Origin of the sequence: Microbacterium sp. H83 (genome assembly GCF_001650405.1) — a bacterium.
Lineage (GTDB): Bacteria > Actinomycetota > Actinomycetes > Actinomycetales > Microbacteriaceae > Microbacterium.
In genome coordinates this window covers 105,173-121,523 of the sequence record NZ_LWCU01000023.1, presented here as the reverse complement: position 1 = coordinate 121,523, position 16,351 = coordinate 105,173, and the positions used below count along the sequence as shown (strand labels likewise).

At 69.1% G+C, this 16,351-nt stretch carries 18 protein-coding genes; 11 read left to right on the top strand and 7 right to left on the bottom strand.

Annotated elements, in window-relative coordinates:
- Positions 1-4: 4 nt before the first annotated feature.
- From tig to A4X16_RS10880, 11 genes are all read left to right on the top strand, one after another.
- Positions 5-1,492, top strand: coding sequence for a trigger factor (tig, locus tag A4X16_RS10930; protein ID WP_067120435.1), 1,488 nt, complete (start codon positions 5-7; stop codon positions 1,490-1,492).
- An 89-nt stretch (positions 1,493-1,581) separates the two neighbouring features.
- Positions 1,582-2,076, top strand: a complete 495-nt coding sequence (locus tag A4X16_RS10925; RefSeq protein WP_067120434.1) for a tetratricopeptide repeat protein — start codon at positions 1,582-1,584, stop codon at positions 2,074-2,076.
- Positions 2,077-2,157: 81 nt separating this feature from the next.
- Positions 2,158-2,748 (top strand): ATP-dependent Clp protease proteolytic subunit, encoded by a 591-nt coding sequence (locus A4X16_RS10920; RefSeq protein WP_067120431.1) that lies wholly within the window; start codon positions 2,158-2,160, stop codon positions 2,746-2,748.
- A gap of 19 nt (positions 2,749-2,767) precedes the next feature.
- Complete coding sequence (locus A4X16_RS10915; RefSeq protein WP_067120429.1) at positions 2,768-3,409, top strand: ATP-dependent Clp protease proteolytic subunit; 642 nt, start codon at positions 2,768-2,770, stop codon at positions 3,407-3,409.
- 154 nt (positions 3,410-3,563) lie between these two features.
- Positions 3,564-4,499 (top strand): sugar-binding transcriptional regulator, encoded by a 936-nt coding sequence (locus tag A4X16_RS10910; RefSeq protein WP_231880338.1) that lies wholly within the window; start codon positions 3,564-3,566, stop codon positions 4,497-4,499.
- Complete coding sequence (gene deoC / locus A4X16_RS10905) at positions 4,496-5,497, top strand: deoxyribose-phosphate aldolase (RefSeq protein ID WP_082914419.1); 1,002 nt, start codon at positions 4,496-4,498, stop codon at positions 5,495-5,497. Before A4X16_RS10910 ends, deoC begins: the two co-directional genes overlap by 4 nt.
- Positions 5,498-5,509: 12 nt before the next feature.
- Positions 5,510-6,952: an aldehyde dehydrogenase family protein gene (locus tag A4X16_RS10900; RefSeq protein ID WP_067120424.1), complete on the top strand. Its 1,443-nt coding sequence runs from the start codon at positions 5,510-5,512 to the stop codon at positions 6,950-6,952.
- Positions 6,949-7,800 carry an aldehyde dehydrogenase family protein gene (locus A4X16_RS10895; protein WP_067120422.1) on the top strand — a complete coding sequence of 284 codons (852 nt, stop codon included), beginning with the start codon at positions 6,949-6,951 and terminating at the stop codon, positions 7,798-7,800. Before A4X16_RS10900 ends, A4X16_RS10895 begins: the two co-directional genes overlap by 4 nt.
- Positions 7,801-7,961: 161 nt before the next feature.
- Complete coding sequence (gene clpX, locus A4X16_RS10890; protein ID WP_067120420.1) at positions 7,962-9,230, top strand: ATP-dependent Clp protease ATP-binding subunit ClpX; 1,269 nt, start codon at positions 7,962-7,964, stop codon at positions 9,228-9,230.
- A gap of 73 nt (positions 9,231-9,303) precedes the next feature.
- Positions 9,304-9,912 (top strand): ArsR/SmtB family transcription factor, encoded by a 609-nt coding sequence (locus tag A4X16_RS10885; RefSeq protein WP_067120418.1) that lies wholly within the window; start codon positions 9,304-9,306, stop codon positions 9,910-9,912.
- Positions 9,912-10,130, top strand: a complete 219-nt coding sequence (locus A4X16_RS10880) for a hypothetical protein (protein ID WP_067120416.1) — start codon at positions 9,912-9,914, stop codon at positions 10,128-10,130. The genes A4X16_RS10885 and A4X16_RS10880 overlap by 1 nt, the downstream gene beginning before the upstream one ends.
- 60 nt (positions 10,131-10,190) lie before the next feature.
- Here A4X16_RS10880 and A4X16_RS10875 read toward each other — a convergent pair whose 3' ends face one another.
- The 7 genes from A4X16_RS10875 to A4X16_RS10845 all read right to left on the bottom strand — a co-directional run bounded on the left by A4X16_RS10875 (position 10,191) and on the right by A4X16_RS10845 (position 16,226).
- Positions 10,191-10,406, bottom strand: a complete 216-nt coding sequence (locus A4X16_RS10875; protein WP_067120413.1) for a hypothetical protein — start codon at positions 10,404-10,406, stop codon at positions 10,191-10,193.
- Complete coding sequence (gene valS / locus A4X16_RS10870; protein ID WP_067120411.1) at positions 10,406-13,000, bottom strand: valine--tRNA ligase; 2,595 nt, start codon at positions 12,998-13,000, stop codon at positions 10,406-10,408. The genes A4X16_RS10875 and valS overlap by 1 nt, the downstream gene beginning before the upstream one ends.
- 100 nt (positions 13,001-13,100) lie before the next feature.
- Complete coding sequence (locus A4X16_RS10865) at positions 13,101-13,580, bottom strand: hypothetical protein (protein ID WP_067120409.1); 480 nt, start codon at positions 13,578-13,580, stop codon at positions 13,101-13,103.
- Positions 13,577-15,145 (bottom strand): alpha/beta hydrolase, encoded by a 1,569-nt coding sequence (locus A4X16_RS10860; protein ID WP_067120407.1) that lies wholly within the window; start codon positions 15,143-15,145, stop codon positions 13,577-13,579. The genes A4X16_RS10865 and A4X16_RS10860 overlap by 4 nt, the downstream gene beginning before the upstream one ends.
- Positions 15,142-15,468: a hypothetical protein gene (locus A4X16_RS10855; protein ID WP_067120405.1), complete on the bottom strand. Its 327-nt coding sequence runs from the start codon at positions 15,466-15,468 to the stop codon at positions 15,142-15,144. The genes A4X16_RS10860 and A4X16_RS10855 overlap by 4 nt, the downstream gene beginning before the upstream one ends.
- 60 nt (positions 15,469-15,528) lie before the next feature.
- Positions 15,529-15,822 (bottom strand): WXG100 family type VII secretion target, encoded by a 294-nt coding sequence (locus A4X16_RS10850; protein ID WP_067120403.1) that lies wholly within the window; start codon positions 15,820-15,822, stop codon positions 15,529-15,531.
- Positions 15,822-16,226 (bottom strand): YbaB/EbfC family nucleoid-associated protein, encoded by a 405-nt coding sequence (locus A4X16_RS10845; protein WP_067120401.1) that lies wholly within the window; start codon positions 16,224-16,226, stop codon positions 15,822-15,824. Before A4X16_RS10845 ends, A4X16_RS10850 begins: the two co-directional genes overlap by 1 nt.
- Positions 16,227-16,351: the final 125 nt, after the last annotated feature.

Genomic DNA, 16,351 nt, shown 5'->3' with positions numbered 1-16,351 from the left:
CAGCATGGCGAACAGCACCGTCGAGAAGCTGACCCCGACCCGGGTCAAGCTCAGCATCACGGTCACCCCCGACGACCTCAAGCCCAGCATCGCTCACGCCTACGAGCACATCGCTCAGGACGTGCAGATCCCCGGCTTCCGCAAGGGCAAGGTCCCGGCTCCGATCATCGACCAGCGCATCGGGCGCGGCGCGGTCATCGAGCACGCGGTCAACGAGGGCCTCGACAAGTTCTTCCGCGACGCCACCGCCGAGCACAAGATCCGTGTCGTCGGTCGTCCGTCTGCGGAGATCACCCAGTGGCCGAACGAGAAGGACTTCTCCGGCGACCTCCTGGTCGACGTCGAGGTCGACGTCCGTCCCGACATCGAGCTGCCCTCGTACGACGGCATCACGGTGACCGTCGACGCCGTCGAGGCCGATGACGCGGCCCTCGACGCCGAGCTCGAGAACATGCGCGCGCGCTTCGGCACGCTCGTCCCCGTCGACCGCCCCGCAGCCAAGGGCGACTTCGTCGAGCTCGACCTCGTCGCGACGATCGACGGCGCCGAGATCGACCGCGCCGAGGGCGTGTCGTACGAGGTCGGCTCCGGCGAGCTCCTCGAGGGCATCGACGACGCCATCGAGTCGCTCACGGCCGGTGAGGACACGACGTTCCGCTCCGCACTCGTGGGCGGCGACCACGCCGGCTCCGAGGCCGAGGTCTCGGTGACGGTCAAGGCCGTCAAGGAGCGCGAGCTGCCCGAGGCGGACGACGACTTCGCGCAGATCGCCAGCGAGTTCGACACGATCGCCGAGCTCCGCGCGAGCCTCGCCGAGCGCGTCGCCCAGCAGGGCGTCTTCACGCAGGGCTCCGCTGCCCGCGACAAGCTCGTCGAGACGCTCCTCGAGCAGATCGAGATCCCGGTCCCGCCGCAGCTCATCGAGGACGAGGTGCACAACCATCTCGAGGGCGAAGGGCGCCTCGAGGACGACGTGCACCGCGCCGAGGTGACCGAGGCGAGCGAGAAGCAGTTCCGCACGCAGGTCCTCCTCGACACGATCGCCGAGCAGGCCGACGTGCAGGTCTCGCAGGAGGAGCTCTCGCAGTACCTCATCCAGTCGGCCGCGCAGTACGGCATGGCTCCTCAGGAGTTCGTCGAGGCGCTGCAGTCCTCGAACCAGCTCCCTGCGCTCGTCGGCGAGGTCGCTCGCAACAAGGCGCTCGCGATCGCGTTGGGCAAGGTCAAGGTCGTCGACACCAACGGCAAGACCGTGGACCTGTCGGACTTCATCGTGACCGATGACGAGGCAGCGGACGACGCCCCCGCCGAGGCCGAAGCCGAGGCCGAGGAGAAGCCGGCCAAGAAGGCTCCCGCCAAGAAGGCCGCGGCCAAGAAGCCCGCAGCGGACAAGGCGGCCGAGAAGGACGCCGACGCCGCGGAGAAGCCCGCTGCCAAGAAGCCGGCCGCCAAGAAGGCTCCGGCCAAGAAGGCCGCCGACAAGGCGGAGTGATCGACCACGATCCCACGAGAGGGGCGGATGCTGCGGCATCCGCCCCTCTCTCGTCGGGGCGGGGCCGGAGACGACACGAGGGAGGAATCATGACGAGCTGGGACGACCGGATCGACGAGGTCTGGGCCGACGCGTCGGGCGAGGAGGTCGGTGACGAGATCATCGCCCGCATCGACGCTCTCGCGGCCGAGCGGGGAGACGACGACGGGCGTGCCGTCTTCGAGCGGGCCGGCGCGCGCGACTCCGCGGGGCGCGAAGCCGATGCCGTGACGCTGTACCGACGCGCGCTGGAGCTGGGCCTCGACGAGGAGCACAGGCCGCAATGCGTGATCCAGCTGGCGAGCTCGCTGCGCAACATCGGCGAGTACGACGAGGCGCTCGCGGTGATCCGCGCCGAGGGGGAGCGCTCTGCGGAGAGCCCGTATCGCGACGCGTTCGCCACGGTGCACGCGCTCATCCTCGCGAGCTCGGGCCGTCCGGCCCAGGGGCTGTCGGTGGCGCTGCTCGCACTGGTGCCGCACCTCCCGCGCTATCACCGATCGATGACCGCCTACGCGCACGAGATCGCCGATCTCGACGCCTGATATGCCGACGGCGAACACGGCCTGGGCGCCGCGTTGACGCCGGTAGATTCGAATCACTGAAACACGGAATCAGGAGCTGACATGGCTGCAGAACCCCTCCTCGCGACGAGCGTCTTCGACAGGCTGTTGAAGGACCGCATCATCTGGCTGGGATCAGAGGTGCGCGACGACAACGCCAACGAGATCTGCGCGAAGATCCTCCTTCTCGCCGCAGAGGACTCGGAGAAGGACATCTACCTGTACATCAACTCGCCCGGCGGCTCGATCACCGCGGGCATGGCGATCTACGACACGATGCAGTTCGTGCCGAACGACATCGTCACGGTCGGGATCGGCATGGCGGCATCGATGGGCCAGCTGCTGCTGACCGCCGGCACCAAGGGCAAGCGCTACATCACCCCGAACGCCCGAGTGCTGCTGCACCAGCCGCACGGCGGATTCGGCGGCACGTCGAGCGACATCCAGACGCAGGCGCAGCTCATCATCTCGATGAAGAACCGTCTCGCGGAGATCACGGCGGCGCAGACCGGCAAGTCGGTCGAGCAGATCAACGCCGACGGCGACCGCGACCGCTGGTTCACGGCAGACGAGGCGCTCGAGTACGGCTTCGTCGATCACATCCGCGAGTCCGCGACCGACGTCGTCGGCGGCGGCGGCACGGACGTCAACTAACGAGAGCGAGAGGATTCTCATGTACACAGCCACCTTCCGCTCCGCCGGCGACCTGCCCTCCAGCCGCTACGTCCTCCCGCAGTTCGAGGAGCGCACGGCCTACGGCTTCAAGCGCCAGGATCCCTACAACAAGCTCTTCGAGGACCGCGTGATCTTCCTCGGCGTGCAGGTCGACGACGCGTCGGCCGACGACGTGATGGCGCAGCTCCTCGTGCTGGAGAGCCAGGACTCCGAGCGCGACATCACGATGTACATCAACTCGCCGGGTGGATCGTTCACGGCGATGACCGCGATCTACGACACGATGCAGTACGTCGCGCCGCAGATCCAGACGGTCGTCCTGGGCCAGGCGGCCTCCGCTGCCTCCGTCCTGCTCGCCGCCGGCGCGCCCGGCAAGCGCCTCGCGCTGCCGAACGCCCGCGTGCTCATGCACCAGCCGGCGATGGGCGAGGCCGGTCACGGCCAGGCATCCGACATCGAGATCCAGGCCGCGGAGATCCTCCGCATGCGGACCTGGCTCGAGGAGACCATGGCGCGCCACACCGGCAAGCCCGTCGAGCAGGTCAACCGCGACATCGACCGCGACAAGATCCTCTCCGCGGCCGAGGCCCTGGAGTACGGCATCGTCGACCAGGTGCTCTCCTCGCGCAAGCGCGCCTGAGCGATCCCGATCCCGAGAGGGCGTCAGCCGAGCGGCTGACGCCCTCTCGTCGTTTCCGGCGGATGTGCGTCACCCCCACGCGGCAGTGCTCATATGAGCAGAAAACTGCGCGAAAGAGGATTCGCGCGTAGGCTGGTGCATGAAGGAGGATGCCGTGGAAGACGATCTCACGATGGTTCGCGTCGCCGAGCTGTACTACGACGAGGACAAGACGCAGGACGAGATCGGCGCCATCCTCAAGATCTCCCGCTGGAAGGTGGGTCGACTGCTCACCCAGGCGCGTCAGCGCGGCATCGTCCGGATCGAGATCGTGCACCCGCGGGCGAGGCGGCTCGGACTCGAGCGCCAGCTCGTCGATCGACACGGTCTCACCGCCGCGGTCGTCGTTCCCGCACCCGAGGGGGACGACGGCACCCTCGAACGCGTCGCGCAGGCCGCCGCCGACTACCTCGCCTCCATGCGACCGGTTCCCCGCACGCTGGGGGTCAGCTGGGGCAGGACGCTCCGCGCCGTGGCCGAGGCGCTGCCCGACGGATGGGCCACCGGCGTCAGCGTCGTGCAGCTCAACGGGGGCGTGAGCCTGAACCGGCGCTCCGGCGGCGCCGCCGGTCTCGCCGTCACGATCGCCCAGCGCGCATCCGGCCAGGTGTCGCTCCTGCCGAGCCCGGCGATCCTCGAGCGCGTCGAGACGAAGCAGGCCATCGAGTCCGATCGGACTGTCGCCGGAGTCCTCGAGGAGGCCGCCGACGCCCAGGCGTTCCTCTTCACCGCCGGACCCTGCGACGCGACGTCCGCCCATGTCGAGAACGGCTACCTCACGGCATCCGACGTCGAGGAGCTCGCCCGCCGGGGCGCCGTGGGAGATGTCCTGGGACGGTACATCGACGCCGACGGCAACATCGTCGACCCGCAGCTGGACGCCCGGACGGTCGGCGTCGACCTGGGCCGGCTCCGTGCGGCGAAGCGAGCGATCTTCGTCACCGCGGGTGACGCCAAGCACGACATCGCGCGTACAGTCGTGACGAGCGGCCTGTGCAGCGTCCTGGTGACAGACGAGACCACAGCACGAGCATTGTTGGAGGAACGATGACGACCCAAGAACTCAGCCGCAGGACGGCGGTGGACGTACTCGGCGGCGAGCCGGACGACGCCACGCTCCGCCGATTCCTGCACGGACTCCCCGGCGTCGACGCCGTCGGCCTCGAGCAGCGGGCGGCCGGCCTCGGCACCCGCTCGATCAAGACCACGTCGAAGGCGTGGGCGCTCGACACGATCATCCGTCTGATCGACCTCACGACGCTCGAGGGTGCGGACACCCCGGGCAAGGTGCGCTCGCTGGTCGCGAAGGCCAAGAACCCGGATGCGGCGGATCCGAGCACTCCGAAGGTCGCGGCGGTCTGCGTGTACGGCGACATGGTGGGCGACGCCGTCGAGGCCCTGGGAACCCTGCACGGCGACCCCGACGACGGTCTGATCTCGGTCGCCGCCGTCGCCACGGCTTTCCCCAGCGGTCGGTCGTCGCTCGCCATCAAGCTCGCCGACACCGCGGAGGCGGTCGCTGCCGGTGCCGACGAGATCGACATGGTCATCGACCGCGGTGCGTTCCTCTCCGGTCGATACGGACTCGTGTACGACCAGATCGCCCAGGTCAAGGAGGCCTGCCGCCGCGCGGACGGCTCGTACGCGTCGCTCAAGGTGATCCTGGAGACGGGCGAGCTGAACACCTACGACAACATCAAGCGCGCGTCGTGGCTCGGCATCCTCGCCGGAGGCGACTTCATCAAGACCTCCACGGGCAAGGTGCAGCCCGCCGCGACCCTGCCGACCACGCTCCTCATGCTCGAGACGGTCCGCGACTGGCACCGCGGCACGGGGGAGCGCATCGGCGTGAAGCCCGCGGGCGGCATCCGCGCCTCGAAGGACGCGGTCAAGTACCTCGTCACCGTCGCCGAGACCGTGGGGGAGGAGTGGCTCCAGCCGCACCTGTTCCGCTTCGGCGCGTCGAGCCTGCTCAACGACGTCCTGCTGCAGCGTCAGAAGCTCACCACCGGCCACTACTCCGGCCCCGACTACGTCACGATCGACTGAGGAAGCGCGCACATGTCATTCCTGGAATACGCTCCGGCACCCGAGTCGAAGGCCGTCCTGAAGCTCAAGGACAGCTACGGCCTGTTCATCGGCGGCGAGTTCGTCGACGGCTCGGGCTCCGGCTTCACGACGATCTCCCCGGCAGACGAGTCCCCCATCGCCGAGATCGCCTCGGCGACCGACGACGACATCGACCGCGCCGTCGCGGCGGCACGACGGGCCTACGACAAGACCTGGTCGCGCATGAGCGGTCGCGATCGCGGCAAGTACCTCTTCCGCATCGCGCGCCTCGTGCAGGAGCGCGCCCGCGAGCTCGCGGTCGCGGAGAGCCTCGACAACGGCAAGCCGATCAAGGAGAGCCGCGACGTCGACGTGCCGCTCGTCGCCTCCTGGTTCTTCTACTACGCGGGCTGGGCCGATAAGCTCGACTTCGCGGGTCTGGGCGCGAATCCGCGCGCGCTCGGCGTCGCCGGCCAGGTCATCCCGTGGAACTTCCCGCTGCTGATGCTCGCGTGGAAGCTCGCGCCCGCTCTCGCCGCAGGCAACACGGTGGTGCTCAAGCCCGCCGAGACCACGCCGCTGACGGCGCTGATCTTCGCCGAGATCCTGCAGCAGGCCGACCTGCCGGCGGGTGTCGTCAACATCGTCACGGGCGCGGGGTCGACCGGCGCCGCGCTCGTGCGGCACCCCGACGTCGACAAGGTCGCGTTCACCGGTTCGACCGGCGTCGGCCGCGACATCGCGCGCGCCGTGGCCGGCACCAACAAGAAGCTCACGCTCGAGCTCGGCGGCAAGGCGGCGAACATCGTCTTCGACGACGCGCCGATCGACCAGGCCGTCGAGGGCATCGTCAACGGCATCTTCTTCAATCAGGGGCACGTGTGCTGCGCAGGCAGCCGCCTCCTGGTCCAGGAGTCCATCCACGACGAGGTGATCGACCGTCTCAAGACGCGACTCTCGACGCTGCGTCTCGGCGACCCGCTCGACAAGAACACCGACATCGGCGCCATCAACTCGGCGGCGCAGCTCGCGCGCATCCGTGAGCTCAGCGACATCGGCGAGGCCGAGGGTGCCGAGCGGTGGACCGCCGACTGCGCGATCCCCGACAAGGGCTTCTGGTTCGCGCCGACCATCTTCACGGGTGTCGAGGCGTCGCACCGCATCGCCCGCGACGAGGTGTTCGGCCCGGTGCTCTCCGTGCTCACGTTCCGCACGCCTGCGGAAGCGATCGCGAAGGCGAACAACACGCCGTACGGCCTGTCCGCCGGCGTGTGGTCGGACAAGGGGTCGCGCATCCTCGCGGTCGCCGATCGCCTGCGCGCGGGTGTGGTCTGGGCCAACACCTTCAACCGATTCGACCCGTCGAGCCCGTTCGGCGGCTACAAGGAGTCCGGATACGGCCGCGAGGGCGGTCGCCAGGGTCTCACCGCGTACCTGAAGGGGGCTGCAGCATGAGCAAGCGACTGAGCGTGCCGAAGACGTACAAGCTCGCGATCGGCGGAGCGTTTCCGCGCAGCGAGTCCGGGCGCACGTACGAGGTGCTGTCCGCCAAGGGCGCCTTCCTCGCCAACGCCGCGCAGGGCTCGCGCAAGGACGCCCGCGACGCGGTCGTCGCCGCGCGCGCCGCCGTCAAGGGGTGGTCGGGCGCCACCGCCTACAACCGCGGCCAGGTCCTGTACCGCGTCGCCGAGGTGCTCGAGGGTCGTCGCGCGCAGTTCGTCGACGAGATCACCGCCCAGCAGGGCGTGTCGACCTCGGCCGCCGAGGCGCAGGTCGACGCGGCCATCGACCTCTGGGTCTGGTACGCCGGATGGTGCGACAAGTACGCGCAGGTCGCGGGCAACGCCAACCCCGTCTCCGGGCCGTACTTCAACATCTCGGTCCCCGAGCCGACGGGGGTCGTCGCGATCGTCGCACCCCAGGAGTCCGCGCTGCTGGGGCTCGTCTCGGTCGTCGCGCCCGCCCTCGTCGCGGGCAACACCGTGGTCGTGGTCGCGAGCGAACGGCATCCGCTCTCCGCGATCAGCCTGGCCGAGGTGCTCGCGACGAGCGACGTCCCGGGAGGAGTCGTCAACGTCCTCACGGGCTCGCCCGCCGAGATCGCGCCGTGGCTCGCCTCGCACCAGGACGTCAACGCGCTCGACCTCGCCGGCGCCGGAGCGCTGGACTGGGTCGACATGCAGATCGCCGCCGCGGACACGCTGAAGCGCGTCCTGGCTCCGGGAGAGGTCGTCGCCTCGCCCGAGCGCATCGCGGCCTTCACCGAGGTGAAGACCGTCTGGCACACCAAGAGCATGGTCTGAGCATCCGATGACGGAGGCCCGTCCCGCGCATCGCGGGGCGGGCCTTCGGCGTCTCGCGTCGATACGGACTCGAGACGTGCGTCGTCGCGCCAATGCGTCCCGGTGTCGGATGCAGCGGTTAGGCTCAGTAGACGATCTCTGGATCCCCTAGGAGGACGCGCATGGCCCGTATCGGTGAGAGCGCTGACCTGTTCAAATGCTCGTTCTGCGGAAAGAGCCAGAAGCAGGTGCAGCAGCTCATCGCTGGCCCCGGTGTGTACATCTGCGACGAGTGCGTCGAGCTGTGCAACGAGATCATCGAAGAGCGCATGGCCGAGTCCTCCGCCGAGGGCACCGCGGACTTCGAGCTGCCGAAGCCTCGCGAGATCTTCACGTTCCTCGAGGAGTACGTGGTCGGGCAGGAGCCCGCGAAGAGGGCCCTCGCGGTCGCCGTGTACAACCACTACAAGCGCATCCGCGCCCACGGCACGCTCCAGCCGGCCGAGCAGAAGGCCGAGAGCGTCGAGATCGCCAAGAGCAACATCCTGCTGATCGGCCCGACCGGCTGCGGCAAGACGTACCTCGCCCAGACTCTCGCGAAGAAGCTCAACGTGCCGTTCGCGGTGGCCGATGCGACGGCGCTGACCGAGGCCGGATACGTCGGCGAGGACGTCGAGAACATCCTCCTCAAGCTCATCCAGGCGGCGGACTACGACGTCAAGCGCGCGGAGCAGGGCATCATCTACATCGACGAGGTCGACAAGATCGCCCGCAAGGCAGAGAACCCGTCGATCACCCGCGACGTCTCGGGCGAGGGCGTGCAGCAGGCGCTCCTCAAGATCATCGAGGGCACGGTCGCGTCCGTGCCTCCGCAGGGCGGCCGGAAGCACCCCCACCAGGAGTTCCTGCAGATCGACACGTCGAATGTGCTGTTCATCGTCGCCGGAGCGTTCGCCGGGCTCGAGGACATCGTCTCGGCCCGCGTCGGCAAGCACGGCATCGGCTTCGGCGCTCCGCTGCACGACAAGGGCGAGGACCTCGATCTGTTCAGCGAGGTCCTGCCGGAGGACCTGCACAAGTTCGGGCTCATCCCCGAGTTCATCGGTCGCCTCCCGGTGGTCACCAACGTCTCGCCGCTCGATCAGGACGCCCTCATCGACATCCTGACCGGGCCGCGGAATGCGCTCGTGAAGCAGTATCAGCGCATGTTCGAGCTCGACGGCGTGCAGCTGGAGTTCGAGGAGGACGCGCTCCGCTCGATCGCGGATCTCGCCGTCGAGCGGAAGACGGGCGCGCGCGGTCTGCGCGCGATCCTCGAGGACGTGCTGGGCCCCATCATGTTCGAGATCCCGTCCGCCGAGGACGTCGCGAAGGTCATCATCACCCGGGCGGCCGTCGACGAGGGCGCTCCGCCCACGATCGTGATGGAGCGCAAGCGCAAGAGCGCGTGACCGCAGCCCCAGGGCGACAACGTTTGCAAAGAAACACTTGCAAAGAAACTGATGCAAAGGTATCTTTGCATATATGGAGAACGAGACGGGCATCCGGACCCTCGATTCCGGAGCGCTGAAGGCGCTGGCGCACCCGCTGCGGGTGAAGATCTTCGATCTTCTGGCCTCGCAGGGGCCGCAGACGGCGAGTTCGCTCGCCGCGATGGTCGGGGAGACCTCGGGTGCGACGAGCTACCACCTCCGTGCGCTCGCGGCGCATGATCTGATCCGCGAGATGCCCGACCGGGGTACGGCGCGCGAGCGGTGGTGGGAGCGGCCCAAGGGGCGCATCGACATGCCGGGGCCCGACGAGACGATGTCGCCCGCTCAGCGCGCGTCGGCGCAGATCGTCACCTCCGAGTTCTTCCGACTGCGCCACGAGACCCTCATGGCCTATCTCAACCGCCCGCAGTCCGACGTGCCGGCGGACTGGCGCGACGTCGGACTCACGATGACCACCCATCTCGACATGACCGCGGCGCAGGCGCTCGAGCTCCGCGCCGAGATCGAGGCTCTCGTCGGAAGCGCCATCGAGCGCTTCCGCGGGCAGACCGGACCCGACGTGCGGCGCGTGTCGCTGCGCGCCGACATCTTCGATCTGCCGGCTGTTCCCGGCCGGCAGCAGGACGCACAGGAGCGATGATGGCCACGGCAACCCTGCGCCTCGCCGCGCCCACCGCCTTCGAACGCCTGCTCAGGAACATCGCCGCGGCGCTGATACGGCATGTGGATCGCCGCATCGTCGCGCGTGCGGATCGGCGGGCCCTCGCACTCGACCTGCTCCGTGAGCAGCAGACGCGGAAGCACGATCCGCGCGCCGTGGAGCACGTGCTCGCGCAGCTCGGCCTGCCGCGTCGCTGACCGCGCCGGGCAGGACGCCGATGCCGGGCGCGGTGAGCGTGCGGTCGACCGGCTCGGCGGTCAGTCCTCGAAGGGACGCGAGACCACGTCGCCGGTGGCGGACTGGATGACCTCCCAGCCGGCGTCGAGTTCAGCGATCGCGCGACCCTCCAGCCAGGTGAGCGTCCAGTGACCGGCGAGTCCGCGCCCCTCGACCTCGGCGATGGCCGGACGCAGCACGGCCGGCACAGAGGCCGGGGGCTCGGAGCCGGTCACCCACCGCGTGCCCAGCTGCATCAGGCGCCCTCGACCGGCGCGAGCTCGATCGCGGTGACCGCGAACTCCTCCGCCTCGGTGATCTCGAGCTCGGCGATGCGTCCGACGGCGCGGAGATCGTCGGCGGCGGCCCGCAGCGCCTGCAGCTTCGCAGCCGGCGCGGTGATGACCGCCCGGGAGACGGGGGTCTTCTGCGACGCCTTGGCCTCCGTCTTCGCGCGGCGGATGCCGATGAGCGCCTCGCTCGCCGCGGAGAGCACGGCGGTGTCGCCGTCGATGCCGAGGGCTTCGGGCCAGGACGCGGTGTGCACCGAGCCCTCCTCGAACCAGGACCAGACCTCCTCCGTCGCGAACGAGATCACGGGCGCCAGCAGGCGGAGCAGCGTCGACAGGGCCAGGCGCAGCGCGAGGGCCGCGGAGGCCTGTCCGACATCCGTCTGGTCGTAGGCGCGCTCCTTCACGAGCTCGAGGTAGTCGTCACAGAAGGTCCAGAAGAACGCCTCCGTGACCTCGAGGGCCTTGGCCTGGTCGTGGTTCTCGAACGCCTTCGTCGCCTCGGCGATCACCGCATCGAGCGCGGCGAGCATCGACGCGTCGAGCGCATGGGTGACCTGGGCGCCTTCGGGGACGGGGAACGACAGGACGAACTTCGCGGCATTCAGCACCTTGATGGCGAGACGACGTCCGATCTTCACCTGCGTCGGGTTCTGCGGGTCGAACGCGGCATCCATGCCGAGGCGGCTGGATGCGGCCCAGTAGCGCACGGCATCCGACCCGTGCGTGTCGAGGATGTCGGACGGCGTCACGACGTTGCCCTTCGACTTCGACATCTTCTTGCGGTCGGGGTCGACGATGAAGCCGGAGATGGCCGCATTGCGCCAGGGTGCGCGACCGTCTTCGAGCGTCGAGCGCAGCATGGTGGAGAAGAGCCAGGTGCGGATGATGTCCTGTCCCTGCGGGCGCAGGTCGAACGGGGCAGTGAGGTCCCACAGCTCCTCGTCGCGCTGCCACCCGCCGGCCAGCTGCGGGGTCAGCGACGACGTCGCCCAGGTGTCGAGGATGTCCGCCTCGGCGTCGAATCCGCCCGGAACGCCGCGCTGGTCCTCGGAGTACCCCTCGGGCACGTCCGTCGTCGGGTCGATGGGAAGCGCCGCGTGATCGGGGGTGAGCACCCGGTCGTAGTCGCGCTCGCCGTTCTCGTCGAGCGCGTACCAGAGCGGGATCGGCACGCCGAAGAAGCGCTGACGGGACACGAGCCAGTCGCCCGTGAGGCCGCCGACCCAGTTCTCGTAGCGCACTCGCATGAAGTCCGGGTGGAAGGCGACGTCCGCGCCGTGGGAGAGGAGCTGATCGCGCAGCTCCGTGTCGCGGGCGCCGTTGCGGATGTACCACTGCCGGGTCGAGACGATCTCGAGCGGGCGATCGCCCTTCTCGAAGAACTTCACCGCGTGGCTGAAGGGCTTGCCGACCGCAGTCATGTCGCCCGTCTCCTGCAGCTTCTCGACGATCGCCTTGCGCGCGGAGAAGACGGTCTTGCCCGCGAGCTCTGCCGCGTACCAGTCGATGGCCTCGTCGGCGGTCACGATCGACGGGGCCGTCGGGAGGAAGCGGCCGTCGAGGCCGATCGTCGTCATGTTGGGGAGGTCGCCGCCCGCGACCGTGCGCAGCTCGCGCCACCAGATGATGTCGGTCACGTCGCCGAACGTGCAGACCATGGCGGCGCCGGTGCCCTTGTCGGGCTGGGCGAGGTGGTGGCCGTGGATCTCGATCTCGGCGCCGAAGAACGGTGTGCGGACCTTCGTGCCGATCAGGTGCTTGTGCGGTCCCTCGGGGTGCGTCACGATCGCGACACAGGCGGGGAGGAGCTCCGGACGCGTGGTCTCGATCGTGATCGAGCCGGACCCATCGGCGAACGGGAAGTCGATCGTGTGGTACGCCGCCTGCTGGTCGCGGTCCTCGAGCTCCGCCTGCGCGATCGCCGAACGGAAGTCGATGTCCCAGAGCGTCGGGGCGAGCGACTGGTAGGCCTCGCCGCGCTCGATGTTGCGGAGGAACGCCAGCTGGCTCTGACGGATCGTGTCGTCGGAGATCGTGCGGTAGGTCTGCGTCCAGTCGACGCTCAGACCGAGCTGACGGAACAGCGCCTCGAACTGCTTCTCGTCCTCGACGGTCAGGCGCTCGCAGAGCTCGATGAAGTTGCGTCGGCTGATCGGCACCTGATCCGCCGCGCGGCTGGACTTGTTGTCTCCGCCCTCGAACGGGGGAGTGAAGTCCGCCTGGTAGGGCAGCGTCGGGTCGCAGCGCACACCGTAGTAGTTCTGCACGCGGCGCTCGGTGGGCAGCCCGTTGTCGTCCCAGCCCATCGGGTAGAACACCGTCTTGCCGCGCATGCGCTCGAAGCGCGCCTTGACGTCGGTGTGCGTGTAGGAGAACACGTGTCCGATGTGCAGGCTGCCCGACGCGGTGGGCGGGGGAGTGTCGATCGAGTAGACGCCGTCTCGTCCCGCTTCGGCTGCGCGGATGCGGTCGAACAGATACGTGCCGCGGTCGGCCCAGGCATCGCCCCACTTCGCTTCGAGACCCTCGAGTGCGGGCTTGTCAGGGATCACGGACATGGAGGTCTCCTCGAGCGATGTATGCGGCACTGTGTGAGCGTGCCTGAGTGTGGGTTGTGCCCCCAGTCTAGACGCCCGAAGCTCGGAGGAGCGTCCTCGCTCACTCGCCCCAGACGGCCTCGACGATCGTTCGGGCGTCGTCGGAGTCGAGGACCAGCGTGGTCTCGGACGAGCCGAACAGCTCGATGCCCGGGCTCGCCTGCAGGGCGAGCTGCTCCAGGTCGAGGAAGTCGCCGTCGGCGTTCTGCACGCTCATGCGGATCTTGTCGGTGGGGAGATCGTTGCCGACGAGGATGATCCGCAGGAACGCCGCGAGGTCGTCCTCGTCGATCGCCGCCCTGTCGACGTCGATGCCGACCGAGAGGTAGAACGTGAAGCCGTCGAGTCCCTTCGACGCGAAGGAGTCGGTCACACCTCGCCCCGACGCGGCGAGCTCCGCGGGGATGGTCTCGGCGAAGTCCCCGTCCGAGAACTCCTTCGCGACCACGCCGCAGCCCCCGAGCGAGACGGCGAGAAGGGCGATGCCGGTGGCGGCGGCGATGCGGGTGCTGAGGCGAGCCGCGGGGCGGCCCCGCCTCATCGTTCGACTCCCTGGTAGATCTGGTGGTCGACGACGGTCCCGCCGAGGCCCGCCAGATTCCAGGGATCGCCGTCGTTGGCGGAGTGGTAGTCGCTCTCCCATTCGCCGACCGACGCGGCGTAGAGGCCGTTGTCGTGCGCTCCGAATCCGTGCGATCCCGCCGGGTCGGGCAGCGTGATCTGGTGGATGTTCGGCGGAAGCACCGTCAGCGGCGTGTTCGGGATGTCGATCGGGCCCTGGCCGGGGAGGCCGGGCAGAGCGGTGACGCTGCCGTCGAGCATCGGCACGGGGTCCGTCGCGTGCTGGAACGCGTAGACCGGCACGTTCGGCGGCACATGGAAGTTGTCCACGGGCGAGCCGTTCGTCACGACGCCGATGGGGTTGTACGGGAAGGACGAATCCGCAGCCAGGTTCGCCGCCATGATGCCGCCCTGGCTGAACCCGGTGAGGACCACGTCAGCGCCCTCGGGGACCCCCGCCTGCCGCATGGCCTCGAGCACGGCGCGCTCGTACTGGGTGCGGAAGAGCGGATGGTCGAGCATGAGCGCGATGTTGTTGTCGCGGTCGTTCATCGCGCCGCTCGACGGGCCGAGCTCCCATGCCTGGGTGGAGGGGCAGGAGATGACCCAGTGGGTCGATCCGTCCGGTGCGACGACCTGCTTGATGTCGATCGCGGTCGAGTCCTCGCCGCCGATGCCGTCTGTCGTGCCGTTCACCGTCACGAGGTCCTCGAGCGAGTCGATCGAGGTCATGTCGTGCGCCTTGTCCCACGCGATGCGCTGATCGGCGTTGAGGGTCGCGGGATCGACCTCGTTGACGTGTGCATCGCCGGTGAGGAGGTCGTGTGCGACGTTCCCGAAGATCAGACCGAGGGGTCCCATCGTGATGACGCTCACGAAGGGCAGCATGTCGACGAGCGTCTCGCGGAGCTGTGCGAGCGCATCGCCGATCAGGGGGACGAGCTTGGAGAGCAGCTGGGCGAGCGTCACGACCGAATCGATGAGGCTCTTCACCAGCGATCCCGCGGAGCTCACGAACTCGTAGGCGGACTGCGCGAAGCGCTCGATCTGGTCGAGTTTCTGCAGCGGGTTGAGGGAGAAGCTGAACAGGTCGTCCGCGAACCGGCTGAGCTTGCCCAGGAAGTCGCAGATCAGGATGCGGGTGGACTCGATGATCTGCGAGACCAGCCGCACCGCGCTCGCCGTCGCTCCCGTCCACTGGACGCCGTCCTCCGCGACCGCGGCCAGCTCGGTGAAGCGGGCGCGCAGGGCCCGGACGGTGCGGCCGTCGAGGTCGTCGAGCGAGCGGTCGGCGTCGCGCAGGGATTCCGAGACGGTGACGAGCGCGCGTTCGGCATCCTCCCATCGCGAGGCGAAGCCGCCGACCGCCCCCGGGTCGCCGAGCAGGTCGTCGAACCATTCGCGCAACGGCGCCACGTACTGGATCAGGAGGCCCGCGAATCCGGGGATGCTCCCGCAGTCGCCCACGGCGGAGCCCGGTCCCACGGTCCCGGCGGCCCAGGATGCGGATCGGACCTGCCCCGCGACGGAGGCGATCGCCGTCATCGTCCGGTCCCGTCCATCGCGCGGAAGGTGTCGACTGCCTTGTCCTCCACCTCGCTGAAGGAGTCCACGGTCGACTTCAGGCCCGACGAGGACCCGGTGGCGAGCGCCGTGGCGGTCGTGAGGACCGACTCCGACGCATCGGCGAGAGAAGCGATCGCCGGCCCGAGAAGAGGGCCGCAGAGACCGCCGAAGGCGGAGGCCCCGATGCCTCCGGAGGCCGTGGATGCCGCCGCCCGGAGCGTCTCGGCCGCGTCCTCGAGCGACCGGACGTGTGCCCGGAGCACCTCTTCATCGATCCGGATCTGCTGGTTTGCGGCTGTCATGACGTTCCCCCGTCGCGTCGGTGAGTGTGTGGGTCTCCGGTGCGCACCGGATGGATGCCGTCAGCTGCCGCCGAGTGCGCGCTGCCCGGCCAGGTCAGTCTCCGAATAGAGTCCCGCGAGCATGTCCAGGACGGCGGTGACCTCTCTGAGGAATGCGGCGCGCGCGGTCATGGACGCCGAGAAGCCGAGCTGCGCGACCTCGAACGCCTCCTGCGCCTCGCCGGCCCACTCGTCCTTCAGCGTGTAGGCGGCCTTCGTGAACTGCTGGAGCTCCTCGTCGATGCGGCCGGAGAACTCGCCGATCGCTGCCGCCGCCGCGCTCAGTCGAGACGGGTTGACCTCGATCACACCCATCAGCGGTACTCGATCGTGTCGCTGCGCCCGCCCGGGAACGCCGCGTCGACATCGGTGCGCACGGCAGCCACGAGCGGGGAGTCCTCGCCGAGGGTCGACGCCATGGAGGCGAGCACCGACTCGGCGGCCGCGCGCTGGGCCGCTGCGATCGTCGTCGTGATGGTCCGGCCGAGGCCGGCGGCATCCCCGTCGGCGCTCGAGAGCCGCACCTCGTCGATCCCGCCGTGCGGACGCGCCGTGACCGTCACGCGACCGTCCGGCGACGTGACGGTCGCCGTGGTCTGCTCGGCCTCCGCGCTGAGCCGGGAGGACTCCTCCGCGAGTTCTCGAGATCGTGCGATCTGGGCGTCGATCCGCGCATGCAGAGCAGCGACGGTCTCCGAGAGTCCTTCATCAGCCGGCACAGTTCTCCCCCTCCTCCGGTGACCCTTGCAGTATAGGGGGCCGCCCGGTCGCCGCAAGGGTCGCGTCGCGCGGAGGCCGGAGAAGATGGACCGGGTGCAGGAATCGGCGATACGATGGAGACCAC

Coding starts and splice junctions, on each gene's coding strand:
- valS (WP_067120411.1), bottom strand. CDS start 13,000: ATGTCCGTGATCCCTGACAAGCCCGCACTCGAGGGTCTCGAAGCGAAG.
- A4X16_RS10850 (WP_067120403.1), bottom strand. CDS start 15,822: ATGGGTGTGATCGAGGTCAACCCGTCTCGACTGAGCGCGGCGGCGGCA.
- A4X16_RS10880 (WP_067120416.1), top strand. CDS start 9,912: ATGGCCACGGCAACCCTGCGCCTCGCCGCGCCCACCGCCTTCGAACGC.
- A4X16_RS10875 (WP_067120413.1), bottom strand. CDS start 10,406: ATGCAGCTGGGCACGCGGTGGGTGACCGGCTCCGAGCCCCCGGCCTCT.
- A4X16_RS10860 (WP_067120407.1), bottom strand. CDS start 15,145: ATGACGGCGATCGCCTCCGTCGCGGGGCAGGTCCGATCCGCATCCTGG.
- A4X16_RS10900 (WP_067120424.1), top strand. CDS start 5,510: ATGTCATTCCTGGAATACGCTCCGGCACCCGAGTCGAAGGCCGTCCTG.
- A4X16_RS10865 (WP_067120409.1), bottom strand. CDS start 13,580: ATGAGGCGGGGCCGCCCCGCGGCTCGCCTCAGCACCCGCATCGCCGCC.
- A4X16_RS10925 (WP_067120434.1), top strand. CDS start 1,582: ATGACGAGCTGGGACGACCGGATCGACGAGGTCTGGGCCGACGCGTCG.
- A4X16_RS10855 (WP_067120405.1), bottom strand. CDS start 15,468: ATGACAGCCGCAAACCAGCAGATCCGGATCGATGAAGAGGTGCTCCGG.
- tig (WP_067120435.1), top strand. CDS start 5: ATGGCGAACAGCACCGTCGAGAAGCTGACCCCGACCCGGGTCAAGCTC.
- A4X16_RS10895 (WP_067120422.1), top strand. CDS start 6,949: ATGAGCAAGCGACTGAGCGTGCCGAAGACGTACAAGCTCGCGATCGGC.
- clpX (WP_067120420.1), top strand. CDS start 7,962: ATGGCCCGTATCGGTGAGAGCGCTGACCTGTTCAAATGCTCGTTCTGC.
- A4X16_RS10915 (WP_067120429.1), top strand. CDS start 2,768: ATGTACACAGCCACCTTCCGCTCCGCCGGCGACCTGCCCTCCAGCCGC.
- A4X16_RS10885 (WP_067120418.1), top strand. CDS start 9,304: ATGGAGAACGAGACGGGCATCCGGACCCTCGATTCCGGAGCGCTGAAG.
- deoC (WP_082914419.1), top strand. CDS start 4,496: ATGACGACCCAAGAACTCAGCCGCAGGACGGCGGTGGACGTACTCGGC.
- A4X16_RS10920 (WP_067120431.1), top strand. CDS start 2,158: ATGGCTGCAGAACCCCTCCTCGCGACGAGCGTCTTCGACAGGCTGTTG.